The organism is Alicyclobacillus sp. SP_1 (assembly GCF_024706985.1).
Classification (GTDB): domain Bacteria; phylum Bacillota; class Bacilli; order Alicyclobacillales; family Alicyclobacillaceae; genus Alicyclobacillus_I.
The window spans coordinates 253,274-273,302 of record NZ_JAMCCX010000017.1 but is presented as its reverse complement, the minus strand read 5'-3'; the positions used below and the strand labels follow the sequence as shown (position 1 = coordinate 273,302).

The following is a 20,029-nucleotide window of genomic DNA, read 5'->3' as shown; positions in this document are numbered from 1 at the left end:
CTCATTGAGACAAGCGACGTTCTAGGGCCAAATTTAATTCCATCACGTTGACCATCGGGGTACCCCACAGTCCCCAGTATAAACCCGTTTCCTTTTTGGCGACGAGCTGTTTTAAACTCTCTTCACGGATTCCGGTTGCTTTGGAGATACGGGGAATCTGCAACAAAGCATCCGTAATTGTAATATCCGGGTCAAGGCCGGATCCGGACGACTCAACCATGCTCGGTGGAATCTCGGAGACCGGAACGCTCGGAGAGACACCATCGTGCTTAAGATTGGCCGCCACCGACTTGACCAACAGCGGATTGGTCGGTCCGTAATTGGAAGCGCCCGACCCGTTGGCAGCATAGTGCACAAAAGACGGCCGCGGCCAAAACAGGCCTGGATTCGTCACTTTTTGGGCAATCAACTGAGACCCAACAATGTGTCCATGGAGCCGTACCATACTCCCCTTGGCTTGAAAGGGAAAGACCAGATTTCCAATCAACGTGACAAAGAGCGGATAAATGACACTGAGTAAAATACCCAAAATCACGGTGAAGCGAATGGACCTCCATACGTTCGCCACTTTATTCCCTCCTAAATTGTTCATCCTCTCATACAGAGGGCATTTTAAATGTGTGCCATACCGAGTGCTGTAATCAGCATGTCGATGAGCTTAATGCCGATGAACGGAACAATGACTCCGCCCACGCCGTAAAGAAGAATATTCCTAATCAACATGGTCGTCGCGGTGACTGGGCGGTACTTGACGCCGCGCATGGCGAGCGGGATGAGCGCGGGAATGATCACCGCGTTAAAAATCAGCGCTGACAAAATGGCGCTCTGCGGCGTACTCAGGTCCATAATGTTCAAGACCTTCAATTCCGGTACGAACGCGACAAAGATGGCCGGAATGATGGCGAAATATTTAGCCACGTCATTCGCGATGGAAAACGTCGTAATGGCGCCTCGGGTGATGAGAAGTTGTTTACCAATAGCCACCACTTCAATCAATTTAGTGGGGTCTGAGTCGAGGTCAACCATGTTGCCGGCTTCTTTGGCTGCTGTGGTTCCTGTATTCATGGCTAGACCGACATCCGCTTGCGCGAGCGCAGGCGCATCGTTTGTTCCATCGCCAGACATGGCCACGAGTTTGCCTTGCTGCTGCTCTTCCATGATGAGTCTCATTTTGTCTTCCGGTTTCGCTTCCGCAATATAGTCATCAACGCCCGCTTCCAACGCAATAGTGGCGGCAGTCAATGGATTGTCCCCCGTACACATGACAGTTTTGATGCCCATTTTCCGAAGTTCCGCAAACCGCTCGCGCATGCCTGGTTTGACGATATCCTTGAGGTAGAGTAGTCCGTAGATCTCATTTCCGTGAACCACCGCCAGAGGCGTACCGCCTTCTTTTGCAATGCGCTCCGTCTTCGCATCCAAGTCTGAAGGAATATGCCCGGCAAGCGACTGCACATACGTCTTGATGGCGTCCACAGCGCCTTTCCGATAGGTGGTACCGTCTGTCAGATTAAGTCCGCTCATCCGTGTATCCGCGCTGAATTCAACATTCTCCGCGTCTGAATATGCCTCGCGCTTCACGTCCAGTCCATTCTCATGCGCTAGTTGGAGAACAGATCTTCCTTCAGGAGTTTCATCAAACAACGACGATAAAACGGCTATTTTCATTAAATCTTGTTGCGAATGCTGCCCCACTGGCACGAATTCGCTGGCCATCCGATTGCCGATGGTGATTGTTCCTGTTTTGTCGAGGATGAGTGTATTGACATCCCCTGCCGCTTCGACTGCTTTTCCGGATTTCGCGACAATGTTGAAGCGAATGACCCGGTCCATGCCGGCAATGCCGATGGCGGACAGCAGTGCGCCAATCGTTGTGGGAATGAGACAGACGAGTAGCGCGATGAGAGTGGCAATGTTAATCAGTCGTCCAGCATACCCGGCCATCGGGTCTAGCGTGACCACGACAATCAAGAAAATCAGCGTCAATCCGGCTAACAACACGGATAATGCCAGCTCATTTGGCGTCTTTTGCCGACTTGCACCTTCGACGAGCGCTATCATCTTGTCCAGAAACGATTCGCCCGGATTGACTGTGACCCGAATTTGTAGTTCGTCAGAGAGCAACTTTGTGCCGCCCGTGACGGAACTAAAGTCGCCGCCCGCACCGCGGATGACTGGAGCAGACTCACCCGTAATGGCCGACTCATCCACGCTACCAAGGCCCGCAATGACTTCACCGTCCGTCGGAATTAATTCACCCGCTTGCACGCGAACCACGTCGCCTTGGCGAAGCGTACTGGCAGGCACTAGGTCCCAGGAGCCATTGCCGCCTTTCTTTGTGGCCATTAGGTCTGTTTTCGTTTTGCGCAGCGACTCTGCTTGAGCTTTGCCTCGGCCTTCAGCGATAGCCTCCGCAAAGTTGGCGAACAATAGCGTCAAAAACAGAATGATGCAAACAGCGAGGTTGAACATCTGCTGTCGAGTGTGGTAGTTCCCGCCAAAGATGTTCGGGTCCATCGACAGCAAAAGTGTGATGACAAACCCCACTTCGACGACAAACATGACAGGATTTTTGAACATCACTTTCGGATTGAGCTTGACAAACGAGTCAAGCAATGCCCGATTGACGATGTCGGAAGACAAGGTCTTGGTCGACGTTTTTCCCATGTTCAACGCTCCTCAAGAGACAATTTTGCGAAATGAGGTTCTGTATCCATGCCCTACGCGCTTCGCTAGTGCGCTAAATGTAGAGACCACATTTGAATTTGTGTTGCAATGGGCCCGAGCGAAAGTGCCGGGAAAAAGGTCAAAGCGCCTACGATAAACACGACAGCCATGAACACCCAGCCAAATGAAAACGTGTCGGTGCGGAGTGTTCCACTGCTGGCCGGAATGATAGGCTTCATCGTCAACAACCCCGCGATGGCGAGCATCGCGATGATTGACACATATCGACCAAACATCATGACAAGACCAATCGCGATGTTGTAAAACGTGGTGTCCCCGTTGAGTCCGGCAAAGGCAGAACCGTTGTTCGCCGCACCCGATGTGAATGCGTACAGAACTTCCGAAAATCCTTGAAAGCCCGGATTACCCATAGACGCGACACCAGTTTTCGTGAGTAGGGCGATGGCAGTGGGCACCAAAATGACGAACGGATGCACGAGTAGCGCAAACGTTGCCAGTTTAATTTCTTTCGCTTCAATCTTCTTCCCAAAAATCTCTGGTGTTCTCCCGACCATCAGGCCAGACAGAAAGACGGTGATGATAAGGAACAAAATAATGTTGAGAATACCGACACCTTTCCCACCAAACACCATGTTGAACATCATGAATGCGAATGGAACCATGCTGCCGAGTGGGGTCAGGCTGTCATGCATAGCATCGACCGCGCCTGTAGAATAAGCGGTTGTTGAACTGACAAACATACTCGTCAACGGCAATCCATAGGCAACTTCTTTGCCTTCCATGTTCGGTCCGCGAATGCCGAGTAGATGAGTCAAGATGGGATTTCCAGCTGCTTCGCTTCCATACACGACGAACGCTCCGATGAGCAGCAGCGACGTCAGGAATACGTAAAGTACAATCGCCATCTTGCGATTTTTCAAAAACATGCCAAACGTAGTCACCAACGCGGTCGATACTAAACCCATCAACAGAATTTCAATAACATTGCTGAGCGCATTCGGATTCTCAAACGGATGCGCCGAATTCGTGTTAAAAAATCCACCACCGTTGGTTCCAAGTTGTTTGATGGCTTCCAAGGCAGCCACGGGTCCGCGGTGAATGATTTGCGTAGCACCCTGAAGCGTGTGCGCGGTCTGTGAGCCAAGAAACGTTTCCGGCACACCAAGTGCAATCAGGACAATCGCGGACACAAAGGCGATGGGCAACATAATTCTCGTCAGCGCGAAAATGATATCCACCCAGAAATTCCCGAGATTCTTTGAGCGACTGTTCGCCAATGCGCGTAAAAAGGCGATAGCGGACACAAGACCAGTTGCCGCAGAGGTGAACTGCAGAAATACAATCGGAAACATCTGTCCAAAATACGTCATTTGCGAGCCACCTGCGTAGTTCTGCCAGTCCGTATTCGTGGTGAAACTCGCCGCCGTGTTAAAGGCTAGCGCCCACGGCATGGAGGGGACGTGGTCTGGATTGACCGGTAAATGTCCCATAATACGCAATGTCAGAAATGCAAAGAGCAACATCACGAAGTTCAACAGCAGCAGCGACTTGATATACGCTTTCCAATCCATTTCGACCGTTGGGTCGACACCAATCAACCGATAGAGAACTCGCTCCACTGGCGCTACTGCGGGCTCAAACCAGCTCCGTCGACCGGTGAAGACTCGATAGATATAAACTCCCAAAGGAATCGCCAGCGCCAACAGAATGGCCATGACGGACAGAATCTGAAAAGAACCTTGAATGGTCACAGACACTCACCCCCGTTCCATGGTCTAAAATTTTTCTGGATGAAAGATGACGTACGTCAGATAGGCGACCAGCAGTGCTGAAACGACGACCAACACCCACACACGACATACCTCCCGAAAGTGATTAGAAACACAGAGGACCTACCTAGCGCGACGTTTGTCACACCCAAACCAAAACATACGGTAAACAACGAGGCTCAAGTTTTATCGAAAACACGAACAAGCCATCCAAGAATGCCAAAGACGGCAGCGAACAAAACCACGGACAGGACATCCCCCATGCACCTTCACTCCCTTTCTGCTGCAACTCTCCGGCACTCGCCGATGTATCGCCTTCATTGTAGAGTTCGCGAACGTTGAAAATGTATGAAGAGACACCAAAAGTCCGTTTAGAAATTGCAAAGCTATCACTTAATATTGTCCGATTGTTCAAACACATCATGACTTTGTGCCGAAACTCAATCATCCTGTCTGCAAAGACCAACAAAAAAGAGACAGCCCGGCGATGAGCGCTACGCTCATCGCCGGGCTGTCCAGTTCTGCTTCCATGCTAGGGTCTTTGACTTGATGTAGACCTCAGCAAATACCGTTGATAATCTTCCGGGGTGTCTAAATCGACTGGAGGTTGCTCATCCACCCGCACATATTCCACGAGATGAACATACCGCCGCAGTACCGAGCGACCACCCTCGTCCCCGACCACAGCCGACAATGCAGGAAAGAAGTCGGCATGAAACAATACGGGATGGCCTCTACGGCCAAGAAATTGCGTTTGTACCATCTTCGCTCCCGTCTGTCGATGCGCGCTCACCACTCGCTCTATCCAATCGGATTGAACATCTGGTTCGTCGCCGACCAAGAAGACGGCCGCGCTCGCCCGCACGGACTGTAAAAACCGCACAGCTTCCTGCATGGAATAGCCCATCGATGGGTCTTCCTCGCCAGTCGGAACCGAGTGGACCGATAAATCCTGCACTGAATTCCATACTTCCAATAGGCTTGGGCGATGGACGAGAGCCACCCCGCTCACCGATGTCACACCGAGAGCCACCTGGACCACGTGACGAATCATCGGTGTTCCGTCTTCGAGAGGAAGCGTGAGCTTCGTGCGGCCCATACGTAGAGAGCGCCCTGCGGCCAAAACGACCACCCAGATGGGCACTGAGTCCTTCATGAGCGATTACCCAAAATCGGTGAACACATATTCCAAGGACCAGAGCGATGACGCAGAGGACCTCCATCGCGACGGTTCCTTCGAGCCAAAATTTCCGCACTGACACAGAGCGCAATTTCTTCCGGTGTTTCGGCCCCCACGTCCAAACCAATCGGTGCGTGAAGTTTCTCTAAATCATCGTCCAGCAGTCGCTGTCCGGAACTCACCAATTCCGAGAGCATCCGTGCCGTGCGGTGACGAGGTCCGAGTTGCCCTATATAGAGCATCTGCAGTGGTAGCAGATGGCCGAGTATCTGACGGTCCGATTCGTAGTGATGAGTCATCACGACCGCGGCTGCCGAAGCAGGCGGAGCGACGGTTCCGTAACCATCACGCCGAACCAAGATGCGCTCATCCGCGAGACAATTCGCCTCCCTGTCCAACCACGCATCTCGATGGTCCACTAAGGTCACATGCCAACCCAAGAATTTGCCGATGTGGAGCAGTGGCACGGAATCCGCTCCAGCACCATAGACGACGAGTCGCGGACGCGGAGAGAGATTCTCGACAAACAGTAGGACAGACACGCCTGCAAGTTCTGCACGCTGTAGAGAGCACGTTTCAGAGTCGTTTGGCACTATCTCTTGAGGTAGCTCCAGCAACGTCCCGAGCGGATACTTCGCCTCGTCGCTTGACTCGAGAACGGTCGCCCACCGCGATGGGACAGTCCGGGTCAGACGTTCTTCCAGTGCGTCCAAGAGCTTCTCTGCAAGTGGCTCCCCAGCGCTCGGCTGAACGCGCTGAATCCAGAGCGTGAGTGCTCCGTTACAGCCTAGGCCCAATCCCCACGGCTGCCCGTCGTCTGCGCGAAAGTCGTATTCCACCAACTTGGGCCGCCCTGACTCAAAGACACTTGCGGCGTGCTCTAACAGGTCTTGTTCGACACATCCGCCACTGACAATTCCAATCGTTCGTCCATCCGGGTAAAGAAGACAACGAGCCCCCGCACGCCGATAGACCGAGCCATCCGTGGCGACTATCGTCGCCAAAACGACCGTTTTGCGCTCGTGAACACACGACCTCAAGTGCTCCACGATATCCTGCATGAGACTCACCTCGCAATCCCCGATATTCACGACGGACGTCCCTGAGAAGGAGAGCGACCAAGAACTTCTGCCTCACGTGGGTACACCCACATGAGTCCGTTGCCGCCGAGTAGGCTTGCGAACGGGCGACGTACAAAGCTTGGTCCACAGTTGTTCGAGCGCACTCCAGCAATACGCGTTCACCATCTCATCCGAAGACTCGAGTAGCACTTTGGCCGCTTCGGCTGTCGGCGTGTAGCGCGGGTCGACCGTCAGTGGATTAAGCCAGAGTAAACGCGGCGTTAGTTTCGCCAAGCGGTGCAACGCATCTTCCAAGAGACGTACGTCACCCATCTCAAAACCGTCCGTCGCTAAAAGCAAAACGGATCCCCGCCGGAGGACACGGCGCGCATAGTCGCGGTAAAATGTGGTCAGCGTTTCCGACAATCGGGTTCCTCCGGCGAAATCTGGCGTCGACGCATACGTATGGGACAGTGCTTGGTCAGGATTGGCGACTTTAAGGAGCCCCGTCACACGTGTCAGACGCGTGCTGAACACAAACACTTCCAGAGCTACGCCAAGCCGTCTCAAGGCGTGAGCGAAACGAAGATACAGACGACTGTATGCTTCCATCGATCCGCTGACGTCGATGATCCACACCACTGGCCGTTGCCGAATTCTCGGCAGCCGCCTCGACAGTCGCAACACCTCTTGGCGCTGACACGCTTGTGCAAAGGTCTGTTGCCCGTCCAACTGACCCCGATACGCATTTCTTCGAAAGCGGCGACTGGGTTTCACGCACCAACCTGCCTTCGTGACAAAGGACGTCATCTCCTGTTGCTCTGCCTCGGTCAGTTTTGCAAAATCCGCATCACGAAGCAGCGCGCGTCGACTCGCTCCCGTGTGCACTGCAAGGTCGGCACCGCGGTTGCCGTCCGCTGAATCGGCTTTCTCATCGTACCTCTTTGCCCCCATCCACACCACTTGCGGGTGGCGATGGAGATTCTGACGAAGCTGTGCGATATTAGCTGTCAACGTATTCTCCGCCACAATGGCTGGATGCCGATGTCGGAGAAGAAGGAGGAACTGATGCCATGCGGCTTCGAAGAGCGGAATGTGTTCTTTGCGGTGCACCAATATGGAACACAACCCGGCGCAGCAGTCATCCGGATGGTCGAGTGCAAGATGCGACCACGCGCACAGTGCCAGCCATTCCTCGTCGACACTGACGGGAATACCGAGGCGGCGCAAACTTCGAGTAAAGGAAAGCAAATTGGCATCGATGGATGCGAGAAGCGGCGATGCGAGACGATGCGATTCTTCCTCTCGGCTCATCCCATCGTCACTCCAATATCGACTAACAATCGCTGGACTGAACGTCCTTCGGTGTCACTTTGACTGCGCAAATAATCCAAATCGTCTCGGTATTTGATGAGACACCCCATCGTCTCCCAGACGCGTTCCGGGCTTAATTCGGTGGTCGCCAAGACATGCAGAGCCTCAGCCCAGTGAATGGTTTCTGCCAATCCCGGCAGTTTGAATAACGGTGCCTCTCGGAGCTGTTGCACAAAGAGGCATACTTTGGCGGTCAATGTTTCGGACAAGCCTGGAACTTTTTGACGGACAATCGCGTATTCTTTTGCAAAGTCAGGGTAGTTCAACCAGTGATACATGCACCTCCGCTTCAAGGCATCGTGTACCTCGCGAGTGCGATTCGACGTCAAGAGCACGATGGGGCGCGTTCCTTTGCGCGAATCGTGCCAAGTTCCGGAATGGAAATTTGAAAATCCGACAGTACTTCGAGCAGGAAAGCTTCAAACTCCTCATCACTGCGGTCTACCTCGTCGAGTAGCAGAACGGGTGCCGGACCGTCCCCAAAGATGGCCGCGAGCAGCGGCCTTTTGAGCAGAAACTCTGGCTGAAACAGTTCCTCTTCCATGTCTCGGCGCCACTTCTCATCCCTGACCTCGTCATGGGATACACCCTGCCGCGCCGCCTCAGCGACGCGTAGATGCAGCAGTTGTCGAGGGTAATTCCATTCGTACAGGGCACTCTCGCGATTGATGCCTTCGTAACATTGAAGGCGCAAGAGCGGACGACCCAGCGCCAAAGCCAAAACCTTGGCCACTTCAGTCTTGCCCACCCCCGCCTCGCCTTCCAAAAACAGCGGGCGCTCCAATACCAGCGCCAGATGGAGGACGGTCGCCAAAGACGATTCGGCGATGTACCCGTGTTCCGCCAAAGCGATGCGTACGTCTTCACTGCTGGACCACGGTGACTTCAAGAAAGTTCCCCCTTCCTCGCCAGTACGCGAGCGCCGCCGGTCGCGTCTACCGAGTTGCCTTATCCAGGGCTCGACGGATAGCACGCCTGGTGAACACCGCGGCTACGTGGCGCCGATAGTTCTCGGACGCAAATACATCTTCCAGTACCTCAACCTCTTCCGTAGCCAAATGAGACGCTTTCTCTAAGAGCTCTTCCGTCGCTTCGCGGCCAAAAAGAGCCTGCTCTACCGAAGTCGCCCGATAGGCGCAATAGCCCACGCCGTTCAACGCGACACGAATGTCTTGAATGATGCCTCCTGCATCCGTCGCGACCCACGCCGCCACTCCGACCACCGCATATCCAGACGCTGGATGAGCGAATTTTTCGTATACTTCCGATCCCCTGTCCGGGACAGGAAAAGACACGGAACGCAACAACTGAGTTGGTCGTAGCGCAGTCGTCATCGGTCCCAAGAAGAACTCCTCGACCGGATAATCTTCCGGACCGTCCGGCCCCTCAGCATGAATCGTGGCACCGTAGAGCAGAGCGAGAGCGGGCAAGTCGGAAGCGGGATCGGCATGCGCGAGATTGCCGCCAATCGTGCCCCGATTTCGCACCTGGAGGTCACCAACACGACCAGCTGCCTCTGCCAGCGCGGGAAGTGCCTGTACGATAGTCTCGTCGTTCGCAATGTGACGATGCGTGCAGAGCGCACCAATCACGACTCGGTTGCCGTCGCGGCGAATCGACTGCAACTCCTGGATAGAACGGATGTCAATCAACATTCCCGGACTGGCGAAGCGCATCTTCATAAGTGGCAATAAACTGTGTCCACCAGCGACAAATTTGGCGTCCTCTGTAGACTGCAACAACGAGAGTGCCTCTTCCACACTGGAAGCACGGCGGTAGTCGAATGCACTGGGAATCACGCTTCCATTCCTCCCTTCTGCATGGCACCCCAAACTCGCTCTGGCGTCAGCGGCATGGGAATGTCGCGAACACCGAACGGTTGCAATGCATCCATGACCGCATTGACCACCGTAGGAGTGGACGCGATAGTTCCCGTTTCACCAATCCCCTTGACACCGAGCGGATTGTGAGGCGATGGTGTCTCCGTAAAGGCCGTTTCAAAAGTTGGGAAAAACCTCGCCTTGGGCATGGCATAGTCCATGAAAGTTCCGGTCATCAGCTGTCCATCTTCATCGTAGATAGCTCCCTCATAGAGCGCCTGGCCCACGCCTTGGACAATACCTCCGTGCACCTGTCCTTCGGCAATCAGGGGGTTGAGCACACGGCCGCAGTCATCCACTGCGATGTAGCGCTTAAGTTCTACCTCTCCCGTGTCTTTGTCCACTTCCACCAAAGCCAGGTGCGTGCCGAAAGAGTAGGTGAAATTGACCGGATCGTAAAAAGCGCGCCCTTCTAACGCGGGTTCCACGCCCGCAGGTAAGTTCCAGGCGAGGTAGGCTTGCAGTGTGACGTCTTGAAAGCTGACACTTCGCCCCGGTGCCCCTTTAGCGTGAAAGCGCCCTTCGTCGAACTCCACATCGGACTCGCCGATTTCGAGCATGTGCGCGGCTATTTTCTTCGCCTTTTCGACCACTCGCTCCGTGGCCACCGCGAGCGCACTGCCGCCGACGGGTGTAGAGCGAGAACCGTAAGTCCCCCACCCCATCGAGATGCGGTCCGTATCCCCATGGACGATTTCTACGTCCGCCATCGGTATATGCAGTCGGTCCGCAACAATTTGGGCAAAGGTGGTTTCCTCTCCTTGTCCATGCGGGGACGATCCGGTAAAGACCGTCACTTTCCCAGTCGGATGCACCCGCACTTGACTACTTTCCCACAGCCCTCCTTGAAAACCGACCGCACCTGCCACTTGAGACGGGCCGAGCCCACAAATCTCCACATAGGTGGTGCAGCCAATACCAACGAGTTTGCCTTCTTCACGTAGTCGCGACTGCTCCCGTCGGAACTCTTCATAGCCAGCCATCTCGAGTGCTTTGTCCAGTGCCAAGTGGTAGTTGCCGCTGTCATACTCGAGTCCCATCGCGTTATGATATGGAAATTGGTGCCGAGGAATGAGATTCTTCCGCCTCACCTCGACCGGGTCCATCCCAATTTCACGAGCAAAGAGATCCACCATACGTTCCAACAAATAGGTGGCTTCGGGACGACCGGCACCACGATACGCGTCGGTCGGCGTGGAGTTGGTAAAGACTCCGTAGACGTCCGCAGCCGCATAGGGAATGGTGTACGGCCCGGGCAGAATCAACGCAAAGAGAATGGTTGGTACCCCCGGTGCTGCGGTGGACAGATACGCCCCCATATTAGCGAGCACTTTGACGCGAATCCCCACCAACGTTCCATCGCGATTGCCTGCCAGTTCAATATCTTCGATGTGATCCCGCCCGTGCGTCGTCACCAAAAAGTGCTCGCGCCGGCTTTCGGTCCATTTGACGGGACGACCCAGCTCGCGAGCCGCAAAAGCGACCAAAGCCTCGTCAGGATAGCACGCAATCTTCGCACCGAAACCTCCACCCACGTCAATCGCCACAATCCGTACTTTATGTTCGGGAATGCCGAGAATGCCCGACAGCAAGAAGCGGTGAATGTGTGGATTTTGAGAAGTCGCCCAGATGGTCATGTCACCCGTACTCTCGTTGTACTGTGCGACAGCCGAACGCGGCTCCATGGGATTCGGAATCAGACGCTGCTGGCGAATGCGCTGGCGCACTGTAACCTCTGCATGAGCGAAGACATCGTCCGGCGCATGGCCAACCTGCCAGTGAAAAGCGACATTGCCAGGCGCGTCTTCATGAAGCTGGGCTGCATCCGGCTTCATGGCGATTTCTTGGTCGGCTGTGCCTGGCAACACCTCGTAGTCCACCGAAATAACGTCGAGCGCGTCCTCAGCAATGGACCGGCTGCTCGCCACGACCAAAGCGACTCCATCTCCGACATAGCGGACGCGATGGACGGCGAGGGCGGAATGCGGTACCGTCCGAATGTCCGAATCCGGTGGCAACCATGCGGTTGGAATGGTCCCTAGTTTGCCTTCCAAATCTTCGCCAGTATAGACGGCCAACACACCATCCATCTCTCTCGCAAGGGAGGCATCCACGCGGAGAATGCGGGCGTGGGCGTGCGGACTTCGTAAAATGGAAGCATAGACCAATCCAGGCAATTGGACATCGTCCGTATATTGGCCTTTGCCCGTGATGAGACGCGGGTCTTCTTTGCGCCGTAGCCTCTGTCCGAGTACCGTCGCCATCGCCCTAGCTCCTCTCCCCGACGTGCGCCACTGCTGCCTGAATCTCCGCACTTTCTGTGGCTTTGATGCGTTCCGCTGCGTTAGCGACCGCCCGAACGATATTTTGATAACCCGTGCATCGACACATAACCCCTTCGAGCCCCTCACGAATTTGCTCTTCCGTGGGCTCTCGGTACTGCGCCAACAGACCAACGGCTGCCATCATGACTCCCGGGGTGCAAAATCCGCACTGCAACCCGTGCTCTTCCCAAAACCCTTCTTGGATGGGGTGGAGGGCACCCATTTTCCCAAGACCTTCCACCGTTGTAACCGAACACCCTTCAGCCTGTACCGCGAGCATCGTACAAGATTTCACTGCCTCTCCATCGACCAACACCGTACACGCCCCACACTGGCTGGTATCGCAGCCAATGTGCGTTCCCGTCAACCCCAGTTCGTCGCGGAGTACGTGAACCAAAAGGTCGCGCGGCTCTAATTCTCGTTCGTAACAAGTTCCGTTGACGTCGAGCTTCACCATCCGTTTCAGTGCCTTTCCCGCCACTACTTACACCTCCAGCACGTGTCTGTGTGAATGCGCTTTCAGTCTACCCCTCCTATGAAAAAATCTCAATTCTCAAAATATACTTTGGAGTCAACCGAATCCACTTTTTTCTCTTGGTCCGCGTCAATCCATTCGAGCACTTGGTCAGGTGTGACAGGCATTGACGACACCATCACGCCAAACGGTTCAAGCGCATCCGAGACTGCCGCCACGACTGCTGCGGGTGCAGCAATCAGCGAACCTTCACCCATTCCTTTAAACCCGCCTTTGCTCTCCGACGGCGTTACCAGGTGGCGAATGCGAATGTTCGGAATGTCGTGCGTTGTCGGCAGCAGATAGTCGGACAGTGAGACCGTCGTCAGTTGTCCCTCAGTGTCGTATTTCAATTCTTCAAGCAACGCTTCGCCAATACCTTGGGCCACACCTCCGTGAATCTGTCCTTCGACGATGGTCGGATTGATAAGCACCCCGCAGTCATTGGCCACAACATAGTCCACGGTCTGTATCTGCCCCGTCGCCACGTCCACGTCGACAACCGCAATATGCGTTCCGTTCGAAAACGTGATAGGCCTGGTTGGCTGGTAACGAGCCATCACTTCAAGCCCTGGTTTCATACCTTCTGGCAGCCGATTGACATCCGTATACGCTGCTGTTGCCAGTTGCTGAACGGTCAAGCGCTGGGCAGGCACACCCGCCACGTGCGCGGCCCCGTCTTTCAACTCGATGTCCGCGACGTCCGCCTCCAACAGGTGTGCCGCCAATGCAAGCAACTTGTCGCGCAACTTGCGCCCTGCCGTCAACGCTGCTCCGCCACCAATGGTTCCCGAGCGACTTCCGCCCGTCCCACCCCCATAGGGAGCACTGTCCGTGTCACCATGCAACACGACAACGTCTCGCACGTCCACGCCCAATTCATCCGCAATCAACTGGGCCATCGTGGTTTCGTGGCCTTGCCCGCTCGGGCCTAGTCCGAGCGCTGCCGTCACGGTTCCGGTCGGTTCCATGCGCACGGTCGCCGCTTCATATGGAATATCACCCGCCTCAGACGCAGCCATCGCCGTCGGCTCTACGAAGACAGAAATGCCAATCCCCCGGTAGACGCCTCGTGACCGGTCTTCCCGCTGCCGCTTGCGAAAACCATCATAGTCCACTAATTCCAAAGCAGTCTCTAGGGACTCGGCGTAAGAACCCGGATCGTACACAAATCCAGAAGCCGTTCGATACGGAAAGTCTTCCGGCTGTAGCAAGTTGATGCGCCGCACAGCGACCGGGTCTTTGTGCAGGGCGCGCGCCACGCGGTCCACCACGCCCTCCTGGACAAACGATGCGGGCGGACCCCAAACGCCTCGATATGCACCAAGCGGCGCCTTGTTGGAATACGTGCAGTCAATGGTGAACGAGAGATGGGGTATTTTGTAGGGGCCTGTCAGCATCCGTGCGGCCAAACTCGTCTCTCCGATGGAGCCACAGAACGGCACGGCCGGATATGCGCCACTGTCCCCCATCAGATGGTCGCGAAGGGCGAGAATGCGCCCATCCCCGTCAAAAGCGACGTCGACATCGTGAATGCCGTCTCGCGCGTGACAATCGGCCAATAGACACTCGCTGCGGTCGGCAATCCACTTAACAGGGCGCCGCAACCGCAGCGCGGCCAAGGCCACGACGACGTACTCCGGATAAAACATCGCTTTGATGCCGAACGCCCCGCCGACTTCCGGCACAATGACCCGCACCGCATGTTCCGGAACGCCGAGAAACTTGCACAAATCCGCGCGAAATCCATGCGGAGACTGGTGGGAAACGTAGACATGAAGCCGATTTGTTGCGCCGTCCGGAGCAGCCATGCAGCCACGCGTCTCCATCGGAACCGCGGTTTGGCGATGCAGTGTGAACGTCGCCGACAGATGGTGCAAAGCGTTTCCAAACGCCTCCTCAAATCCATCCGTCTGATACTCTTGGTGATACATGACATTCGGTCTCTCTGCATGGACGCGCCGCGTCTCTGCCTGCAAAGCTTCGCGAATATGTAAAACCGGAGGCAAATCTGCATACGTCACTTCGACGGTATCCGCCGCATCCTCTGCAGCATAGCGAGAGTCGGCAAAGATGGCGACCACGGGCTCGCCAACGTAGCGCACCTCGTCCTTCGCGAGTACGGGTTGGTTCACCCCAAACTCGGGACTATCGAGTGTGACATGGATGTCCGCTGCGGTCCATACCATACGCACGCCGGGCATCCGCGAAGCCGCTTCGGCATGGACCGACACCAGCTTAGCCGCCGCGTGCGTCGACCGCACAAAAGCCACTTCGAGTGTGCCGGGAAAATCGAGATCGTCCAAATAACGGGCGCGGCCCGTCAAGAGGCGCGCATCTTCCGCGCGTTCGACTCGCGCTCCGGTGAATTGTGGTTTGGACTGTTCAAAGCGCACCGTCATCGCTCCTCCTCGCTGCATCCTCGAATGGCGTCCACAATGAATTGATAACCCGTGCAACGGCAGATATTTCCGGAAAACGCATCGCGAATGTCCGCCTCGCTGGGATTAGGATGGGTCCGCAAGAGTGCTTCTGCAGTCAGCACCATCGCGGGTGTGCAAAACCCGCACTGCAGTCCGTGATGACGTTGAAAGGACGCTTGTATCGGACTGAGGCCCTCGTCTGGGGTCACACCTTCAATCGTGGTGACGCGATGCCCATCCACTTGCACCGCAAACAGGAGACAACTGCGAACCAGCACGCCGTCGAGCAAGACCGTGCATACGCCGCAGACGCCTTGCTCACAGCCCACATGAGTGCCCGTGAGCCCGAGCTGGTGGCGCAACACATCCGACAGCAACCAACGTGGTTCCACATAGACCGTCTCGGCCACCCCGTTGACTTCCATCCGCACTGGAGTCCTTCCGCTGGCCGATATCACCGCGTCACTCATCCAATCTTCGCCTCCTCCACTTTCTGATAGGCGCGCTCGGCCAAAACGACCGCCAACTTCCGACGCATCCGTGGTTCATCCAGAACCTCTAACTTGGCGGCGAGCTGTTGCCACTCGGCTTGACGAGCGGCTGCGTCGCGCGGTAACGCGGACATCGGTCGATACTCCGGTTTATCGGACACACCAAACCAGGTGACAGCGCCCGACTCGTTGGCAGCGCGTTCGACAAATGCGCCGACGTAGGCAAAATCGCCAGGTCTGCGCGCAAATTCGGCAAATCCGTAGACACTGGACGAGGACAGTGGCACGTGGACGGAGACGAGCATCTCCCCCGTATCGAGTGCCGTCGTCATCCAGCCCACAAAGAATTCGGCGGCCGGTATCCTGCGCGTCCCGTCGACTCCAGCCACCTCCATCACCGCGCGCAGCGCGACCATGGCGGCCGGAAGTTCAGAAGCGGGATCGGCATGAACCAAGGAACCACCGAGGGTACCGCGATTGCGAATCGCCAAGTGCCCAATTTCCCCTGCGGCCTCGGCAAGCACCGGAAAGTGCTGACGGATGGACGGATGTTCGTGGATTTGTTGATGGTGCACGAGTGCGCCAAGGACTACTTTGTCTGCGCACACTTCTACATGAGCTAATGCCTCAATCCCATTAATATCAATCAGACAGGCCGGGCGACTGAGGCGAAAATTCATGGCTGGCACAAGACTTTGCCCTCCGGCCAGAATTTTCGCGTCCGGTTGTGTCGCCAAGCACTGCAGCGCACTCGCCACCGAGTTCGGTCGATAGTAAGCAAAAGAATTCGGTTTCAACCGTCCCATCCTTTCCTCACTTGCTGAAGTTAAATCGACTGGCACGTCGTTTCGGTGACTAGCTTAGAGAGATTAGGCTCGCCACGCTGAGTCCAGAGGCCATGCCAGACAAGTACGGCTGCGCCACCTGCAGCGCCCGTGTTCGCGGCTCAAAGCCGAGGCTGTCTTGCCAAGGATTGAGCCAGTAGAGGCGCGCCCTGCGGCGCACCAGTGCCACCAACGCGGTTTCCAACTCGACTTCGCTGCCCCGGTCCCAACCGTCACTGACGAGCAACACGGCGACACTGCCTCGAAGCCACACATCCCCATACTCGTCTAGCCACTGCGTGAGCACGGCGCCGAGGTTAGTCCCGCCTTCCCAAAGCGTCTTGAAACGGCGCAAGTGCTCGTACAGGTGACCACCCTGGTTGGCACGAAAGGTCGCCGTGACGTCTTTCATCTCCGTACCCACCGCGAAAATTCCCATGCGCGGGTGCGTCAACGCCAGGCGGGACCAGAGTTGCCCATAATCCTCGAGAAATGTTTTCATCGATCCCGACACATCCCAGAACACTACGAGCCTCTCCCACACTTTCGGTCGCGTCTGCGGTTCGCACTGCCATCCTAGGCGTCCTGTTCGCATCCACAACCTGACCGTACGGCGAACATCGAAGAAAGCGGCCCGGACGTCGACGATAGCTGGCCGACCGTAAACGGTACGCAAAAACGGCAAGCGCGGCGGCAAGTCGTGCCAGCGTTCGTTCGGCATCAGAAACATCCCATGGGACAGTTCGCCCCCCGCCGCTAGGCTCGCCCGCACAGCGATCGGTTGGTCGACGTGCGTGAACGGATCGACCTCTGAATTGGACGTCCTGCCGAGTTCGCTGAAAGTATTCGGCGCCCGCAGTTTGTCAGATGCGGCATCTCCTCTTTCGACGGACCTTCAGGTAGCCGTCCACAACTCTTCGAGTCGCGGCCGCACCTTGGCTAAATCGAGCGGGTCTTTCAACACGCATCCGAGCGTACCCGCAATCCAAGCAACCGTCCACTCTTGGTCGCCACACAAAAACGCCGCCACCCAGTCCAACGTCTCGGCCATTCCGGGAATTTTGACGAGGTTCAAAGAGCGCAAGAACTGCACGGCGGACACAAACTGACCGCACATAACGTCGGACAGCTCGGGGAAATGCAACTGGACGATAGCGCACTCCCGCTCTTTGCTCGGCCAATCGAAAAAATGATAGAGACACCTGCGGCGCAACGCATCACTGAGCGGCCGGGTGCGATTCGAGGTGAGGAGAACGACCGGATCGACCTTGGCAGAGAGCGTTCCGAGTTCGGGAATGGTGACGTGAAAGTCAGACAGAAATTCGAGCAAGAGTGCTTCAAACGATTCGTCCGCCCGGTCAACCTCATCCAGTAACAAGACCGCACCCTGAGGACATTCCAACGCCTGAAGCAACGGCCGTGACAGCAAATACGGGCGAGTGAACACATCTTCGTCCGAATGCCGAGTCAAGGCGGCCATTTGCCGATGGTAATTCCAGTCGTAGAGTGCCTGCGATGCCTCCAGTCCTTCATAGCACTGGAGGCGAATCATGGGTCTGTGCAGCACTGTGGCGAGCGCCGCGGCCAAAGCAGTCTTCCCAACTCCGGCTGGGCCTTCGAGCAACAGAGGACGATGTAGATGCTGGCTTACCTCCAGCATCTGAACCAATTCCGGCTCTGCCTCATAACCCGCCTTCGTCAATTGACCATACCAATCCACCGCGACACCAACGTCCGATCCGCCCGGCTTACGCACCACCAGCCTTCGCTTCCTTTTGCAGTCCGTTGAAGAATTGCCCAATGATTAATTTCGCGACGCCCGAGAGCATGCGCTGACCTACACCCGCGACGGTTCCACCGACTTTTGCTTCGCCACTGTAAGTCAATTCTGTTCCTTCACCATCACTCGCTGGTTCCAGCGAGACAAGAACGGTGGAATCCATGAAACCCATCGGCCCTTCACCGTGAAGGACCATCTTGTAACCTTCGCCTGGACGAACGTCCTGCAATTCAAGATATCCTTTGTAGCGGCCCTTAATGCCGGCGACGCCAATTTCCAACTCGGCGTTGTAATAACTCTCCGACTTCGGTTCCAGCGACTTGAGTCCGGGCATGGCGCGCATCAATACCTCCCGGTTGGTCAAGAGTGCATACGTCTTTTGTGGCGTCGTCGGAAAGTGTTTCGAACCCGATATCTGCATACGCGTCCCCCTCCATCTGCCTTCCCGAAAGTCAACCAAATCTTTCAATAATTCAGAGGACACAGACTGATGTCGCGTCGTCTTCATCAGTATAACGCTTTCCACAGAATTTGGAGAGAGTACGCCCATTTGATTGCTTTCTGGCGTCCATGGTACGGTATTGGAACAGGAGTCATAGAGGAGGATGTCCCAGATGCATCACTTTGGAGTGTATTTACAGCAACTCGCGAATCGCGAGGCGACCACGCTCGAGAAAATTGGCTGGCATATCATCTTAGCCATTCTCATCTACATCGCCGCATTATTGTTCTTAAAGATTGGCACACGGATGATTCACCACTTTTTGCGCCTGCAAGCTCGATTGGACGACCGGCGACGCCAGACGCTGCAATCGCTGTTCAGCAACATTTTAAAGTACACGCTCTACTTCATCATTCTACTCACAATCCTTCCTTTGTTTGGAGTCAACATCGCCGCACTGATTGCTGGCGCCGGAGTGGCTGGTTTGGCCATTGGCTTTGGTGCCCAGACGCTTATCAAAGACTTCTTTGCTGGTATTTTCATTCTCTTTGAGGACCAATATGGCATTGGCGATTGGGTTATGGTGGACAATATGTCGGGCGCGAACAATGTCACAGGTAAAGTCATTGCGGTGGGTCTGCGCATGACGTCTATCCAAGTCTGGACGGGAGAGATTGTTTACATTCCGAACGGAACCATCCTCCAAGTGACCAATTACTCGAAAGACACCAATTTGGCGGTCGTGCAATTTGACATCGGTTACGACACGGACGCAAAAGAAGCCCTCGGCATTGTCCAAGAGGTGCTGCAGGAAGTTCGTCAAGAGGATCCAAATGCTATCGGCGATATTCAAATTCTCGGCGTCAACCAATTGAATAGTTCGACGTATACCGTCAAAGCCACGCTGCAATGTAAGCCTTACAATCAATTTTCCGCAGAGCGACTCGCCTATCAAAAGCTACAGAAGCGATTCGCTGAAAAAAATCTCTCCGTTCCGTTTCAACGGCAAATCTGGATGCAGGAAGCCCCATCAGAATCGAAAGAATGACAGACGAGCCCCAGTCGCATATGTATTGAAGTGACTGGGGGGTGTAACCGAGATGCTAGAGCGCACATCGTGGACCGCAGAATGGACGCCGACAGAGCAGTTGCGCTTGCCGAGCGGCCAGACCATCACCTATTGGCATCGGATCGACGGAACGTCATGGCAGGAGGTCTTGTCGCAACTGTGCCATCTCATACTCGACGTCGACCGCAACGAATCGGACTGGTGACGGCC

20 protein-coding genes are annotated in these 20,029 nt (G+C 55.5%); 2 read left to right on the top strand and 18 right to left on the bottom strand.

The window, feature by feature from the left end; translation table 11 throughout:
• Position 1: 1 nt before the first annotated feature.
• The 18 genes from kdpC to M4I36_RS05715 all read right to left on the bottom strand — a co-directional run bounded on the left by kdpC (position 2) and on the right by M4I36_RS05715 (position 18,729).
• Positions 2 to 568, bottom strand: coding sequence for a potassium-transporting ATPase subunit KdpC (kdpC, locus tag M4I36_RS05790; protein WP_258110768.1), 567 nt, complete (start codon positions 566 to 568; stop codon positions 2 to 4).
• Between the two features lie 44 nt (positions 569 to 612).
• The gene (kdpB, locus tag M4I36_RS05785) at positions 613 to 2,667 is read right to left on the bottom strand and encodes a potassium-transporting ATPase subunit KdpB (RefSeq protein ID WP_258110767.1); all 2,055 of its coding nucleotides are present in this window, start codon (positions 2,665 to 2,667) and stop codon (positions 613 to 615) included.
• Between the two features lie 65 nt (positions 2,668 to 2,732).
• On the bottom strand, positions 2,733 to 4,439 hold the full coding sequence (gene kdpA / locus M4I36_RS05780) for a potassium-transporting ATPase subunit KdpA (RefSeq protein WP_258110766.1): 1,707 nt from the start codon (positions 4,437 to 4,439) through the stop codon (positions 2,733 to 2,735).
• Positions 4,440 to 4,463: 24 nt separating this feature from the next.
• Positions 4,464 to 4,535, bottom strand: coding sequence for a K(+)-transporting ATPase subunit F (gene kdpF / locus M4I36_RS16810; RefSeq protein ID WP_374985584.1), 72 nt, complete (start codon positions 4,533 to 4,535; stop codon positions 4,464 to 4,466).
• A 454-nt stretch (positions 4,536 to 4,989) separates the two neighbouring features.
• On the bottom strand, positions 4,990 to 5,613 hold the full coding sequence (locus M4I36_RS05775; protein ID WP_258110765.1) for a nucleotidyltransferase family protein: 624 nt from the start codon (positions 5,611 to 5,613) through the stop codon (positions 4,990 to 4,992).
• Positions 5,610 to 6,698: an XdhC family protein gene (locus tag M4I36_RS05770; protein ID WP_258110764.1), complete on the bottom strand. Its 1,089-nt coding sequence runs from the start codon at positions 6,696 to 6,698 to the stop codon at positions 5,610 to 5,612. The genes M4I36_RS05775 and M4I36_RS05770 overlap by 4 nt, the downstream gene beginning before the upstream one ends.
• 72 nt (positions 6,699 to 6,770) lie before the next feature.
• Positions 6,771 to 8,012: a vWA domain-containing protein gene (locus M4I36_RS05765; RefSeq protein ID WP_258110763.1), complete on the bottom strand. Its 1,242-nt coding sequence runs from the start codon at positions 8,010 to 8,012 to the stop codon at positions 6,771 to 6,773.
• Positions 8,009 to 8,350, bottom strand: coding sequence for a MoxR family ATPase (locus tag M4I36_RS16695; RefSeq protein ID WP_308661075.1), 342 nt, complete (start codon positions 8,348 to 8,350; stop codon positions 8,009 to 8,011). The genes M4I36_RS05765 and M4I36_RS16695 overlap by 4 nt, the downstream gene beginning before the upstream one ends.
• A gap of 47 nt (positions 8,351 to 8,397) precedes the next feature.
• Positions 8,398 to 8,961: an AAA family ATPase gene (locus M4I36_RS16690; RefSeq protein WP_308661073.1), complete on the bottom strand. Its 564-nt coding sequence runs from the start codon at positions 8,959 to 8,961 to the stop codon at positions 8,398 to 8,400.
• Between the two features lie 46 nt (positions 8,962 to 9,007).
• Entirely contained in the window at positions 9,008 to 9,871 is an 864-nt protein-coding gene (locus M4I36_RS05755; RefSeq protein WP_258110762.1) for an FAD binding domain-containing protein, read from the bottom strand.
• Positions 9,868 to 12,216, bottom strand: a complete 2,349-nt coding sequence (locus tag M4I36_RS05750; protein WP_258110761.1) for a xanthine dehydrogenase family protein molybdopterin-binding subunit — start codon at positions 12,214 to 12,216, stop codon at positions 9,868 to 9,870. The genes M4I36_RS05755 and M4I36_RS05750 overlap by 4 nt, the downstream gene beginning before the upstream one ends.
• Positions 12,217 to 12,220: 4 nt before the next feature.
• Positions 12,221 to 12,733, bottom strand: coding sequence for a (2Fe-2S)-binding protein (locus M4I36_RS05745; RefSeq protein WP_258110825.1), 513 nt, complete (start codon positions 12,731 to 12,733; stop codon positions 12,221 to 12,223).
• Between the two features lie 89 nt (positions 12,734 to 12,822).
• Positions 12,823 to 15,210 (bottom strand): xanthine dehydrogenase family protein molybdopterin-binding subunit, encoded by a 2,388-nt coding sequence (locus M4I36_RS05740; protein WP_258110760.1) that lies wholly within the window; start codon positions 15,208 to 15,210, stop codon positions 12,823 to 12,825.
• Positions 15,189 to 15,683 (bottom strand): (2Fe-2S)-binding protein, encoded by a 495-nt coding sequence (locus M4I36_RS05735; RefSeq protein WP_308661071.1) that lies wholly within the window; start codon positions 15,681 to 15,683, stop codon positions 15,189 to 15,191. The genes M4I36_RS05740 and M4I36_RS05735 overlap by 22 nt, the downstream gene beginning before the upstream one ends.
• Complete coding sequence (locus M4I36_RS05730) at positions 15,680 to 16,501, bottom strand: FAD binding domain-containing protein (RefSeq protein WP_258110759.1); 822 nt, start codon at positions 16,499 to 16,501, stop codon at positions 15,680 to 15,682. The genes M4I36_RS05735 and M4I36_RS05730 overlap by 4 nt, the downstream gene beginning before the upstream one ends.
• 58 nt (positions 16,502 to 16,559) lie before the next feature.
• Positions 16,560 to 17,249: a VWA domain-containing protein gene (locus tag M4I36_RS05725; RefSeq protein ID WP_258110758.1), complete on the bottom strand. Its 690-nt coding sequence runs from the start codon at positions 17,247 to 17,249 to the stop codon at positions 16,560 to 16,562.
• A 174-nt stretch (positions 17,250 to 17,423) separates the two neighbouring features.
• Complete coding sequence (locus tag M4I36_RS05720) at positions 17,424 to 18,287, bottom strand: AAA family ATPase (protein ID WP_258110757.1); 864 nt, start codon at positions 18,285 to 18,287, stop codon at positions 17,424 to 17,426.
• On the bottom strand, positions 18,277 to 18,729 hold the full coding sequence (locus M4I36_RS05715) for an SRPBCC family protein (RefSeq protein ID WP_258110756.1): 453 nt from the start codon (positions 18,727 to 18,729) through the stop codon (positions 18,277 to 18,279). The genes M4I36_RS05720 and M4I36_RS05715 overlap by 11 nt, the downstream gene beginning before the upstream one ends.
• Before the next feature lie 193 nt (positions 18,730 to 18,922).
• Here M4I36_RS05715 and M4I36_RS05710 point away from each other — a divergent pair, with 193 nt between their 5' ends.
• Together M4I36_RS05710 and M4I36_RS05705 are read left to right on the top strand one after the other, a co-directional pair.
• Positions 18,923 to 19,798 carry a mechanosensitive ion channel family protein gene (locus M4I36_RS05710; RefSeq protein WP_258110755.1) on the top strand — a complete coding sequence of 292 codons (876 nt, stop codon included), beginning with the start codon at positions 18,923 to 18,925 and terminating at the stop codon, positions 19,796 to 19,798.
• A gap of 52 nt (positions 19,799 to 19,850) precedes the next feature.
• A complete protein-coding gene (locus M4I36_RS05705) occupies positions 19,851 to 20,024 on the top strand; it encodes a hypothetical protein (RefSeq protein WP_258110754.1) in 174 nt (57 codons plus the stop codon).
• The last annotated feature ends 5 nt before the right edge of the window (positions 20,025 to 20,029 follow it).

Excerpts from the sequence above, each read along its gene's own strand:
- M4I36_RS05715 (WP_258110756.1), bottom strand. The coding sequence starts at position 18,729 with ATGCAGATATCGGGTTCGAAACACTTTCCGACGACGCCACAAAAGACG.
- M4I36_RS05705 (WP_258110754.1), top strand. The coding sequence starts at position 19,851 with ATGCTAGAGCGCACATCGTGGACCGCAGAATGGACGCCGACAGAGCAG.
- M4I36_RS05750 (WP_258110761.1), bottom strand. The coding sequence starts at position 12,216 with ATGGCGACGGTACTCGGACAGAGGCTACGGCGCAAAGAAGACCCGCGT.
- M4I36_RS05775 (WP_258110765.1), bottom strand. The coding sequence starts at position 5,613 with ATGAAGGACTCAGTGCCCATCTGGGTGGTCGTTTTGGCCGCAGGGCGC.
- M4I36_RS05725 (WP_258110758.1), bottom strand. The coding sequence starts at position 17,249 with ATGCCGAACGAACGCTGGCACGACTTGCCGCCGCGCTTGCCGTTTTTG.
- kdpB (WP_258110767.1), bottom strand. The coding sequence starts at position 2,667 with ATGGGAAAAACGTCGACCAAGACCTTGTCTTCCGACATCGTCAATCGG.
- M4I36_RS05735 (WP_308661071.1), bottom strand. The coding sequence starts at position 15,683 with ATGAGTGACGCGGTGATATCGGCCAGCGGAAGGACTCCAGTGCGGATG.
- M4I36_RS05770 (WP_258110764.1), bottom strand. The coding sequence starts at position 6,698 with ATGCAGGATATCGTGGAGCACTTGAGGTCGTGTGTTCACGAGCGCAAA.
- M4I36_RS05740 (WP_258110760.1), bottom strand. The coding sequence starts at position 15,210 with ATGCAGCGAGGAGGAGCGATGACGGTGCGCTTTGAACAGTCCAAACCA.
- M4I36_RS16695 (WP_308661075.1), bottom strand. The coding sequence starts at position 8,350 with ATGTATCACTGGTTGAACTACCCTGACTTTGCAAAAGAATACGCGATT.
- M4I36_RS05745 (WP_258110825.1), bottom strand. The coding sequence starts at position 12,733 with ATGGTGAAGCTCGACGTCAACGGAACTTGTTACGAACGAGAATTAGAG.
- M4I36_RS05765 (WP_258110763.1), bottom strand. The coding sequence starts at position 8,012 with ATGAGCCGAGAGGAAGAATCGCATCGTCTCGCATCGCCGCTTCTCGCA.
- M4I36_RS05710 (WP_258110755.1), top strand. The coding sequence starts at position 18,923 with ATGCATCACTTTGGAGTGTATTTACAGCAACTCGCGAATCGCGAGGCG.